Genomic DNA, 12,276 nt, shown 5'->3' with positions numbered 1-12,276 from the left:
TTATTTATTCCCTTCATTTTCATCTTTATAAGGGGATAATGAAGATAATTCATAATAGATATTTGAAATATTTTTCTTTCTCCATTCGGGATTAAGTATTGCAAAATTTTCTTTAGCTTTAATTTTTAAATCTCTTGCTCTATCAAAATCATTAACTGTTAATTTTGAAGTTTTAACTTCAAAAACATTGACAAGATTATTTTCTAAATATTTAGTTTGCTTATCAAATTCTCATTTGATAGTTTCACCATTAGAACCTTTTCCTTTGATAATTCGGTATAGCCTTTCTCGAGTTATTTCTTCACCTATATTATTTTGATTATTAGTAACTAAAATAAATTTACGGTTACCACCATCTTCTTGATTAAGTTCCATTACAGCTTGACCTGTTGTTCCTGAACCTGCAAAAAAATCTAGAACAGTTATATCTTTACGATTTATTAGTTTAATTAAATTTTTAATTAAAGCAACTGGTTTTGGATACGGAAATAGGTTCTCACTTTTTGAGTTTTCAGGAGTAAGAATTTTCTTTAGTGTATCACTCCCTGAGCTTTTAAACTTTAAAACTGAATCCTGAGTAACATCATTAAATTTATTTAAATATCTTTTAAAATTAGGAGAAGTTGTTTCATCTACTCCGAAAATTAAATTACCTTTTTTAATATGTTCTTGCATTGTTTCTTCTGTAAATCTTCAACCATTTTCAGGAAATCTTACAGGTTTTTTTGTTACAGGATGAAGCACATCAAAAGTTTTGATTTGGTAACTATTTTCTCTTTTTGGGCTACCAACATCGCCTTTACTAAAAACAACAAATTTATTAGTTTCATAATCAATTTCAAGGTTATTAAAATTTAAAACTCCTGAAAAAAGATTTTTGTTAGACCTCAAATGTTCCTTAAATTCTTTAGTTGCATTTTTTAAAGATGATTCATAATTAACATTATTATTTAAATATTTATGATTTAGTTTTTCTAGAAAATCATTCATTTCTTCATAACCTATTTTGTTCATTTTAAAATATTTAAGATGCTGAATAACATCTTTATTTTTTGCATAGCATAAAATATATTCATGAATATTTGAAGTTGTTTTTGATAAGCCTTTATGCTCACCTTTATATCAAATAAAATTTTCAACAAAATTATCTTCACCAAAAATTTCATCCATTAAAACTTTTAAATAAGCTTGTTCATTATCATCGATTGAAATAAAAATTAGCCCTTCTTGAGAAAGAAGTTGCTTAGCTAATTTTAGTCTTTCGTTCATCATATTTAATCAGCCATCTCTTGAAAATTTATCTCTGTAGATAAATTTACTTGGCTTTGATTCAGAATCATCTTTATAATCATTACCATCTTTTTTAGATGATTCTGTGTTGTAAGGAGGGTCAATATAAATTAAGTCAATTAATCCTTCACCACTACTATCTACATGCGTGATTAAAAGATTTTTGAGTGCATCATAGTTTTCACCGATGATTAAACTGTGTGTGTGTGTGTGTGTGAAATAATACTATTTTCCAAATTTATTGATAAATTTGGATTGTGTTCAATAATTGAAATTGCATCATGGTTAATTTCAGGTGCTGCATCAAAAACAAAACCTGTTCTTACTCTTTGAATAATTAACTGATAAATTTTATCAAGTGATTTTTCACTAGCGTTATCAATTATTTCTTTAGCAATTGCTTTTTGCTCATTATTAAAAGCTGATTTTGCAATCTCATCTATCTTATTTTTATAGATTTGTTTTTGCTCTTTAACTGTCATTTAAATTACCTCTTACATTGATTTAACTTATTTTAAGTATATTAAAAAAACTGCTTAAAAAGCAGTTTTATCCAAGATTTTCTTCTTCATTTTCAAGATAATAATCTTCCTGATTAGGTTCAATAACTCTAACTACACTTGCAGGTATACCTGCAACAACTGTGTAATCAGCAACATCTTTTGTAACAACTGAACCTTCTTCAACAATTGATCACTTACCTAAAGTAACACCTGCTGAAATTACTGAATTAGCACCAATTTTAACATGTTCTTTTAAAACAATTGGTGCATATTTAAGTTTGCTATGATCTTTAGAATAAGCGCCATGACTTAAGGTTGTTAAAACAACGTTATTACCAATATAAGAACCCCTACCTATAGTGATGCCACCTTGATCTTGAAAGCGACAGTTAGCATCAATAAAGACATTTTTATGAATTGTAATATTTTTACCAAAGTCGGTATAAAAGGGTGCAAAGATTCTAAAGTTTTCATCAATTTCTTTACCTATTAATTGACTCATTAAAGATTGTAATTCTTGAGGTGTATGATAATTATTATTGATTTCATTAGTTAAGATATATGCATCTCTACGTAGTTTTCTTAAATAAGATTGTATTCTAGGATCAAGAGGTTGATCCGTTTTAAAACTATTAATTACTTCTTCGACTGTTACTCTCATAATTTTCCTTTTTGTTTTTAAATTAATTTAATAAATTTAGTTTTTAAATATTGATTAATAAAAACTATTTTTAGATATTGAAAATGATTTTTCAATATCTATGATTATATTCCTAACTTGTATTAATTAAATTATAAATAAAAAGCAAATAAAATTTTCAATTCTAAAAATTTAGAAGTTTTTGCTTATCTATTTTTTAAAAACATCTAAATTTAAGCTAATGAAAAACTGCTTAAAAAAGCAGTTTTTTGTAATTGAGATTTTGCTATAAATAAATTAGTAATTACTTATCAGATCAATTATCACGAACAATTTTTCATTCGTTAAAATCAAAGTTACTAATTTCATTTTTAGCTACAGGCAGTAGAAAAGAAGTGATCGTTTCTGGAGTCTTAAAAACGTATGGTTTTTCAACTCATGATACAGTTCTTCCTGGTCTTTCAGGAACTGTAATTGATCCAAATTTTAAAGTAATAGTTTTTAAATTTATATCGATCTTATAATCCTCAATTTGAATACCTTTATCAACCTTATGATAAACTAATCATTCTTCATTAGGACCGTCTGGCAAATCAACAAAATCTGTTAGATCTTTAATGAATAAGTAATTATTATTTTCTAAATCTAATTTTTGTTTAATTACATCATAGTTAAAATAATAATTTCAAGGCTTCATTTTCTCAATATCATTATCTTTTATTTCAGGATCAATTTTATCTTTAACGAATTTAGAAAATTTTTCTTTTTCTTCATCAGTAACGCGAAGTTGAGTTTTTAAACTATTTTCATCAGTTACTAAACTAACTGATTTAAATTGTGTTTCACTATTTTTTTGATCATCTTTTTTTAAAGAGTTTTCTAAAACTGTACTTTTAGAAATTCCCTTTTTAAGATTATCTAGAGAATCAATTTTGAAAAACACTTCATGATTGTCAGTTTCGGGATTGATTTTTTCTTGCAATCAAAATTTTTCTTTTTCATCAGAAGGTGCTCCTTTTTCAATATCTATACCAAGTCGTGAATATGTTCACCTCTTGATATTTTTGCTTTTAAATTCAGACCATCAATAATCAGAAAAAGTAAAGTATTCATAACCAACATATTTAAGTTGAACAACTGATTTTTGATTTTCTAGAATCTTTACACTGATGTCAGTTCCTTTACCTGTTTCAGCAAAGCGTCTGTCTTCTTCGGTGAAATTAATTCCTGAAGAAGAACATGCTATTGTTAAAGAAACAAAAATGGGAGTAGTAATTAAAGTTGAAAACAAAAATAATTTTTTAGGTTTGGTTCTTTTGTTAAATTTTTTCATGGTGATTTCTAATCTGTAGTTCTCTCCTTTCTATTTTTTGCATTAAATAATCAAATTTTACCAGAGACAATTTTTTTTAATCATTAAGATCATGTGTCACGCACAATTTTTCACTCGTTAAAATCAAAATCTTCTATTCAGTTTTTGCTAACTGGTAATAAAAATGAAGTAATTGTTTTTGGAGTTTCAAAGGTACTTGGATCAACAGCAGTTGTTACATATCTTTCCTTTTCAGGTACTTTAAATCATGAAAATTTTAAAACAATTGTTTTAGTCTCCTGGTCAATTCTATAATCATCAATTTGAATTCCCTTATTAACTTTATGATAAATAAAATCAGCTTCACTTGGACTTTTTTGTGGATAGATAAATTCAGTTAAGTCTTTGATAAATAAATAATCATAATTTTTTAAATCTAATTTCTTATTAATTAGATCGTAATTAAAATATGAATTTCATGGTTTCATTTTTTCAATCTCTTCATCTTTTAAATTTGAATCAATTTTTTCTTTAACGAATTTAGAAAATTTTTCATTTTCTTCATCAGTTACACGAAGCTGTGTTTTTAAACTTGTTTCATCAGTTACTAAGCTAACCGATTTAAATTGATTTTCACTATTTTCTTGATCATCTTTTTTTACAGAGTTTTCTAAAACTGTATTTTTAGCAATTTCTTTTTTAAGATTATCTAGAGAATCAATTTTGAAAAAGACTTCATGATTATCAGTTTCGGGATTAGTTTCTTCATTTTTTCAAAATGCTTCTTTTTCTTCAAGTGAAGGACCTTTTTCAATATCAATACCAGGTGAGTAATATGATTCTACTTTAATAGTTTTACTTCTACTTTCTGATCATCAATAATCAGAAAAAGTAAAATATTCATAACCTGCATATTTAAGTTGAACAATTGATTTTCTATCTTTTAAAACTTTGACGCTGATGTCAGTTCCTTTGCCTGTTTCTGCAAAACGTTTATCTTCTTCAGTTAAAGTAACATCTGAAGAAGTACATGCGATTGCTAAAGAAGCAAAAATAGGTGCAACAATTAGACCTGAAAAAGCAATTAATTTTTTAAGTTTAAATTTATGAATGTTTAATTTTGACATTTATTACTCACTTTCTTGATTTTTTTCAACTAACATAAAATGCATTGAATTAAATATTTATTCAATGTTTTAATATTCTTAAAAATTTATAAAATATATTTAGTTCTAATTAGGGTATTTTGAAAAATCATTTTTAGAAATACTATCTGTTTTATCAGTAACAATTTTTCATTCACTCATATCAAAATCTGATAATTCAGATTTTGAAACTGGTAATAAAAAGGAAGTAATTGTTTCGGGATTAACAAATCTATTCGGTCGTTCCTTATCATCTTTTATTAATCCTTCTATTGTAGGAATATACTTATAAGAGAACTTTAATGTAATAATTTTATTTTCTTTGTCGATTTGATAATCATCAATTTGAATTCCTTTATTTACTTTGTGATAAGTTAATTCTGATTCTGTTGAAGCACCTTCAAGTTTGATCATTTTTGTAAGGTCTTTTACAAATAGATAATTATTATTTTCTAAATCTAATTTTTGATTAATTAAGTTGTAATTAAAATGAGAGTTTCAAGGTTTTAACTTTTCAATCTCTTCGTCTTTTAATTTTGAATCAACTTTTTCTTTAATAAATTTAGAAAATTTTTGCTTCTCTTCATCAGTTAAACGAAGTTGTGTTTTTAGACTTGCTTCATCAGTTATTAAACTAACTGATTTAAATTGCTTATCGCTTGTATTTTGATTTTCCTGCTTTATAGAGTTTTCTAAAACTGTATTTTTAGAAATTTCTTTTTTAAGATTATCAATAGAATCTAGTTTAAAAAATACTTCACTATTTTCTAAATTAGGATTAGTTTTATCTTTTTCTCAAAAACTTTTTCTATCTGCGTCAGAAATACTTTTTTCAGCGTCGATCCCATAACTACCCATATGTGAAACATATCTAATATCTCTACTTGTATATTCTGATCATCAATAATCAGAAAATGTGAAGTATTCATAACCTACATGTTTAAGTTGAACTGCTACCTTTTTATTCCCTAGAGTTTTTAAACTAATATCAGTTCCTTTTCCTGTTTCTGCAAAACGTTTATCTTCATCAGTTAAAGTTTCACCATATGATGCACAAGCAATTGCTAGACTGGTAAATGCTGGAATTGCTAGCAATCCTGAAAATAGAAGTACTTTTTTTAAAGTAAATTTTTTTCTAAATTTCTGAATATGTAAGTGCAACATTTATATCTCTCCTTCTTGATTTTCCTTCTGATTCATCATAAAACACATCAAATGAATAAGTACCTGAAGTTTTTGCTTCAAATTCAATGGTTTCGGTATTCATAATTTGCTCACTTCAAGATGTTTCTTTATGAATTAAAACTGAATTGATGCTTTTTCCATCTGGAGTTGTAACCTGCAATTTTAAATTAAGTGGACCTGCGTAATATGGTATTGAATAACTGAATACTCCCATATCTGTGAGATCATAATTTTCGTTAAATTTAAAAAGATCTTGGCCTTTTCATGTTATGTTAACTCTGTATTTTTTACCTGCCTCAAAGTAATTATAGGTTTTAGATTTTTTACTATTTGTGTTATCAGCATATACTCTTAAATATTTTAAATTAAGTAATGATTCTTTCACCTTGTTATAATTCGCTCTACCAAAACCTACTCTTCTATCGTAAACATCGTGCAAACCACCTCCATCTTGTGAATTAAAAGACTGATTTGATTTATCTACTCTTGATCCAGAAATCAAAGCACTTTTTAAAATTAGATAATCAGAACCTTGTTTAAAGACGCCTGGATAATTTGTCTTTAAAAGAGTGGCAATACCTGTAATAGTTGGTGCAGCAAAACTAGTTCCTCTCATAGGATCTTTTTCATTATAACCAGTTGGTCTAAATGAATCGGGTACAGAAGTAGTAACATAACTATGGTCTTTTGAAGATTCAGTATAATCGTACGGTTTGATATTTTCTGTTGAATCTAGTCCACCAACGATAATTGAATTATGAGATAATTTATAATTGTCAAGATATCTATATTCATGTGTTCATTCATCACTACCTCTTTTTTTATCATAAAATGAATTACCTGCTGAAAGAATAAATATGAAATCTTCGTTTTCATTTAGAAAATTGTCCAATCATTCTGAACGACTATTATATTCATCATTAATAGATCTATCTTCACTTCAACTATTATTAGCAATGTAAACACCACGGTATAAGAATCAGTTAAGCGTGCTATTCAATCATCCATTTCAACGACCTGTTATGTCAGAAAAAAGCATAACATTTGGATTAATTCCTTGCCTTCCCATAATCACTTCAGCAACAACATCAGCATGGCCAAGCTTTTCAAATGGCAAGCGACTTTTACTTCTTGTAGTAATTTTGCTTGAGTCAAAAAATGCTGGTAATTCTTTATTAACGTATGAAGAAAATTTTGCATCTTTTGGAGAGGCTTCAATAATTCCAACCTTCATTTCAGCTTTTCCGTTATTAATATTGTTATAAGCTTGTTTACGTTCTTGATTTAAAGTTTGATAATCTAATCCAATAAGTTGATATTTCTTTTTATTATCTTCATTATATTCATCCCAAAAAGTTTTTGGAACATAATAATTATCTGGTAACCTCGGATCAAGTAGTTCTTCTAATGAAAGATTTCTTAGAGCGATATTAAATTCTTCAGAACTTCTACCTGTTTCATGAACATTAACTTGTAAAAGATCGTTAAAATCAAATTCTAATTCTGACATTTTTAAAACTAATTTTTTAAAGTCATTTAGATCTTTATAGGCGATTGAAAATGTTAAAGTGTACTGCCCGTAAAGTGTTTCAAACTCATTTTCTAAAATTTTTTCAATTTGCTCTAGATATATATTTAGTTTGGTTTTATCTGTTCCTGATTTAAAAACAATATCTACTCTATTAGCACCTTGATCTAAAAATCTTTGAAAATCTTTCTTGCTTGAAAGTGCGACTACAAATTCAGGTTTTTTATAGTTAAAAGATGTTTGACTAACAATATCTTTTATTGAATCACTTTTTAAAAGTTCTTCAACATATTTTCTTCTTAGTGATTTTTTATCTTTTGATAATAAGGTGTCTTCTTTTTGTGTTTTTAAATCATCAACAACATTTTGCTGTGAATTTGATGAATATGATACACTTACTAGTGCCCCAACAGCAGTTAAAGAAGCAGTTGATAAGCCTAGTAATGATCATAAATTTCTTTTATATTTTTTCATATAAAATCCTTTTTATATATTTGTTTAATTAAAACTTAGTGATTACTGCTTAAATTATTTAAAAAATTGTTTTGCTATTTTAAGTAGCACGAGCTATCTTAAATAAGTTAAATGATGCAGTATGTTGCTTTACCTTTTAACTACAAGCTATGTACAAGTAATTGTTAAAAAATCGTTTTAACGATTTAAAACTACAATTCATCTATATTTAAAAATCTAATTCACAATTTAATCATGAATTAATAATCTAAAAATTTATTACGTGTTTTAGATGAGTACAAAAAGATAAAATTTTTACTTATTAATTTCTGAAATCAAAAAATTCAATTTTGAAAATTGATAAGAAATAATTAGCTCTTTTTTAAAACCTAAAATGGTCATTAAACTCATTGAAGGTTTTAATACTGTTTGTGTTTGAAAATTCATATTAAACCCTTTCTTATATTAATCATTTTCTAGATGATGAAAATGATTTTTTAACTTTGCAGAAATTTATTCTGCACAATAATTATATTGTTTTATTCAAAATATTATTAATTTTATAAATTTTCAGTTTTTGTGAAAATTTTCTCATATTTTAGTGACTAGAGGTCATTAATGACCATGTTTGTTTAACTTTTTAGTCTAAATGATCCATTACTAGATATAAGCAATTCAAAATTTAAAACAATAAAACCTATCCTTATTTTGCAAGGATAGGTATATTAGAAGTTGGTTTTTTTGAGTTGTTTACTAAAAAAACTAAGACTTATTTTTCAGTTATGATTTTCCATTCATTGAAATCAAAATCATTTAATTCACTTTTAGGTACAGGTAATAAAAACGATGTAATTGTATTAGGGCCAGTAAAGCGATTCTGTTTTTCATATGGCTTTGTCAACAAATAATCTTGTTCAGGAACATTAAAATATGAAAATTTTAATGTTAAAGTTTTGTTTTCTTTATCAATTATATAATCATACATTTGAATTCCTTTATCAACTTTATGGTAGACCAGACCACTCTCGCCAAAGGATTCGCCATAAACTATTAAATGAGTTAGATCTTTTACAAAAAGATAGTTATTATTTTTTAGATCTAATTTTTTATTAATCAAATCATAATTAAAATATGAATTTCAAGGTTTCATTTTTTCAATGTCATCACCTTTTAAACTAGCATCAATTTTTTCTTTAGCAAATTTAGAAAATTTTTCATTTTCTTCTTCACTAGTACGTAGCTGTGTTTTTAAACTTGATTCATCAGTTATTAAACTAATTGATTTAAATTGCTTATCAGTTGACTTTTGATCTTCTTTTTTAAGGGCAGTACCTAAAACTGTTTTCTTTGCAATTTCTTTTTTAATTTCATCTAGAGAATTTACTTTAAAAAACACTTCGCTATTTTCATTGTTAGGAGTGATTTTTTCATCGTAAATCATTTTATGCCGTAGTGCATCATTAACGCTTTTTTCTGCATCAATTCCTAGCCCTATTTCATATGAATACGATCTAATACTTTTACTTGTATCCTCTGATCATCAATAATCAGAAAATGTAAAGTATTCATAGCCTGCATATTTAAGTTGAATAACAGTTTTTTATTATCTAGAATTTTTACACTTACATCTGTTCCTTTACCAGTTTCAGCAAAACGCTTATCTTCTTCGGTTAATTTTGTTTTACTAGTTGTTGGTGTACAAGCGATGGCAAATGAAGCAAAAATGGGAATTGCTAACAATGCTGATGAAATAAAAATCTTTTTAATTTTTGCTTTTTTATTAAAGTTCTGAGTATCTAGGCGAGACATTTTATCTCTCTTTCTGAACTATTCCTTGGAATAATTCTAAAATATGTTAAATAAATACGTCATAAATAGTCGCTATTAGATTTTGCTAAATTTACACATATTTATATTTACCTAAAGTATATTACTTTGTCAAAAAAGTTGATATTTTAAAAATATTTTAGGTATTTTTAAAATACTTTTTTTGACAAAAAAATAGTTTTAAAATCACTTAATAATTGCTGATCGTGTCTATTTTAATTAAACAAAAAAAGCATCAAAAAAACTGCTCAAACGAGCAGTTTCAAGTTATAAACTTTTTACTTACGAATACCAAGTTTAGCAATTAAACTTAAGTATGATTGATAATTAGTTTTTTGTAAATAAGATAGTAATTTTTTACGTTGTTCAATTTTTGCTAGAAAACCACGTTTTGAATGACGATCTTTTTTATTTTCTTGAAAGTGTAATTTTAGTCTTTCAATATCATCTGTAAGGATAGCGATTTGTACTTCAATAGCACCTGTGTTTTTTTCGCTTCCACCAAATTCTTTAACTAATTGGCTAGTTTTAGCTTTATCTTTCATTTCTTTTCCCTTCTAAACCGAGCCTTAATTTATAAAATTAAAACCCAGCATAAAATAATTTTTTTTATTTTAGCAAAAATCTTGAGTAAAAGCAAGATTTTTCTTTAAATAATTAAGCGTGTTTTTTAAGATTGATTTTCCTCATCTTGATGTCTTAAAAACAAGATTTTTGAGTTCTTAAAATCATCTTGAGAAACGCTATCACGATGTGCTGCAGTGATGATTCTAACTGTTTCAATAAATTCTAAAGTAACTTTTCCAGGTTCAATTGTTAAGTCATCAATTAAAACGTGAATTTTATTTTTTAGTTTACCTTTATGTAAAACAGCAGGAATTTTTTGATCATTGCGATCGATATAGACTAAATAAATACCACTATGAATAGGTTCAATTTCGCCAGGATATTCAAATTCTAAATTCTTATTTAATTCAACAGTAATATTGTAATTTAATGCTAGATTTTGATTAATAAAATCAATATGTCCATAACTTAGTTGACTTTTTAATAAGGATGTACTGATTTTACTGCGATTTTCTTCAAATAGATCAACGACTATTACATCTTCATAAAGTTCTTTTAAACGATCAGCTTTACAAATACCTTTGTGTCCACCTGATCAATCAGAACCAACGATAAAAGCAAACTTATCTAAATCTTTTTCAAGTGGTTTAAAAAATTCTTCAAAAGTTAAACCTTCAACATCTTCAAATTTTCATAAAACAGTTGAATCAAAACCATAATCTGCAAAAACTTGTAGGCGATTTGCTAGTTGCATAAAATTACGATGTTCTAAAATTTTTGATGATTTAGGTAATTTTCTAGCATCAACTACAGCTGTTAAAACTATTTCATAACCTCTATCTCGATATGTTTTAGCAACATCAAATAATGATTCATGTCCTTTATGAAAAGTTTCATAACCACCTAATAAAAAGACTTGTTTTCTAGCATCTGATTTATTTGGATAAATGTATGTTTTCATAGACTAAATAATTTTAATTGCTTTACAATGGTGATAAACACCATCTTCAGAACAATTTAAAGATGTAACTTCCTTTGCATTTTCTTTGACTTTATCAATAGCGTTTTTAACGGCAACACCATATTTAACACCTGCAACCATTTCGATATCGTTTTCACTATCACCAAAAGCAATTACATTATCTAAAGTTAGATTATGTAATTTAACTAAATCAGCAATTGCAGTTAATTTATTAACGTTCTTTTGACAAACAAATCAACCACTACTTCAGTGAGCACTAACTCCATAATTTGCATTTTCGGGTCTATTTAAAAAATCTTCGCTAGCATCAAAATGAACTTTATCTAAAGATGTAACTGTTACAATTGAAATTTCTTGATCATTTCCATATTTTTTAAAATCAGCAAATTCTTTTAAAAGATCTGAATGCTGAATTAAGAATCAATTTTTTGTATTCACTCCTTCAGGACTTTTAAAAATATATTGATTATCAGTAACAGTTACTCCTGCATGAGGATAATTTGCTAATGTTCAATCATAATATCTTTTTGCAAAATCATAATCGATCATTTTATTGACAACGTATTTTTTTGTTTTTAAATCTAAAACAAAACTACCGTTAGCTCCAATAAAATAATCAACATTGTCAAATTGAGCAAATAATTCTCTAGCTGTGACAATTTCACGACCTGTAGCAATCACTGTAATTAAACCTTTTGCTTTTGCTTCTTTAAATAAATTTTTAATTTTCTTTGAAAAAATTTTGTCACCATAAGGCAGAATTGTTCCATCTATATCAGTGACTAACATTTTAATATCCTGCATAACACCTCATTCTAAACTTAGATTTATATAATTTAAAATT

The 12,276-nt window shown here is 26.3% G+C and carries 12 protein-coding genes; all 12 read right to left on the bottom strand.

Annotated features, from left to right (window positions below; all coding sequences use genetic code 4):
* The 12 genes from CJF60_RS02250 to CJF60_RS02190 all read right to left on the bottom strand — a co-directional run bounded on the left by CJF60_RS02250 (position 1) and on the right by CJF60_RS02190 (position 12,236).
* Positions 1-1,401, bottom strand: coding sequence for a site-specific DNA-methyltransferase (locus tag CJF60_RS02250; RefSeq protein WP_268875537.1), 1,401 nt, complete (start codon positions 1,399-1,401; stop codon positions 1-3).
* 80 nt (positions 1,402-1,481) lie between these two features.
* Positions 1,482-1,772 (bottom strand): hypothetical protein, encoded by a 291-nt coding sequence (locus CJF60_RS02240; protein WP_095279125.1) that lies wholly within the window; start codon positions 1,770-1,772, stop codon positions 1,482-1,484.
* A gap of 67 nt (positions 1,773-1,839) precedes the next feature.
* A complete protein-coding gene (locus CJF60_RS02235; protein ID WP_084232659.1) occupies positions 1,840-2,454 on the bottom strand; it encodes a DapH/DapD/GlmU-related protein in 615 nt (204 codons plus the stop codon).
* 283 nt (positions 2,455-2,737) lie between these two features.
* Positions 2,738-3,766, bottom strand: a complete 1,029-nt coding sequence (locus tag CJF60_RS02230) for a hypothetical protein (protein ID WP_084232657.1) — start codon at positions 3,764-3,766, stop codon at positions 2,738-2,740.
* Between the two features lie 83 nt (positions 3,767-3,849).
* Positions 3,850-4,872, bottom strand: coding sequence for a hypothetical protein (locus CJF60_RS02225; RefSeq protein ID WP_084232655.1), 1,023 nt, complete (start codon positions 4,870-4,872; stop codon positions 3,850-3,852).
* Positions 4,873-4,977: 105 nt separating this feature from the next.
* Positions 4,978-6,054, bottom strand: coding sequence for a hypothetical protein (locus CJF60_RS02220; protein ID WP_084232653.1), 1,077 nt, complete (start codon positions 6,052-6,054; stop codon positions 4,978-4,980).
* Complete coding sequence (locus CJF60_RS02215) at positions 6,026-8,077, bottom strand: S8 family serine peptidase (protein WP_084232651.1); 2,052 nt, start codon at positions 8,075-8,077, stop codon at positions 6,026-6,028. The genes CJF60_RS02220 and CJF60_RS02215 overlap by 29 nt, the downstream gene beginning before the upstream one ends.
* 748 nt (positions 8,078-8,825) lie before the next feature.
* On the bottom strand, positions 8,826-9,497 hold the full coding sequence (locus tag CJF60_RS02210; RefSeq protein WP_084232649.1) for a hypothetical protein: 672 nt from the start codon (positions 9,495-9,497) through the stop codon (positions 8,826-8,828).
* Positions 9,498-9,547: 50 nt separating this feature from the next.
* Complete coding sequence (locus tag CJF60_RS02205; protein WP_084232648.1) at positions 9,548-9,865, bottom strand: hypothetical protein; 318 nt, start codon at positions 9,863-9,865, stop codon at positions 9,548-9,550.
* 296 nt (positions 9,866-10,161) lie between these two features.
* Positions 10,162-10,428: a 30S ribosomal protein S15 gene (gene rpsO / locus CJF60_RS02200; protein ID WP_084232646.1), complete on the bottom strand. Its 267-nt coding sequence runs from the start codon at positions 10,426-10,428 to the stop codon at positions 10,162-10,164.
* A gap of 125 nt (positions 10,429-10,553) precedes the next feature.
* Positions 10,554-11,411: an FAD synthase gene (locus CJF60_RS02195; protein WP_084232644.1), complete on the bottom strand. Its 858-nt coding sequence runs from the start codon at positions 11,409-11,411 to the stop codon at positions 10,554-10,556.
* 3 nt (positions 11,412-11,414) lie between these two features.
* Positions 11,415-12,236: a YcsE-related riboflavin metabolism phosphatase gene (locus CJF60_RS02190; protein WP_084232642.1), complete on the bottom strand. Its 822-nt coding sequence runs from the start codon at positions 12,234-12,236 to the stop codon at positions 11,415-11,417.
* Positions 12,237-12,276: the final 40 nt, after the last annotated feature.

This window comes from Mycoplasmopsis agassizii (assembly GCF_002272945.1).
In the GTDB taxonomy this organism is placed as follows: Bacteria; Bacillota_I; Bacilli_A; order Mycoplasmatales; family Metamycoplasmataceae; genus Mycoplasmopsis_B; species Mycoplasmopsis_B agassizii.
The sequence above is the reverse complement of the archived record's forward strand: the minus strand, read 5'-3'. Positions and strand labels throughout refer to the sequence as shown.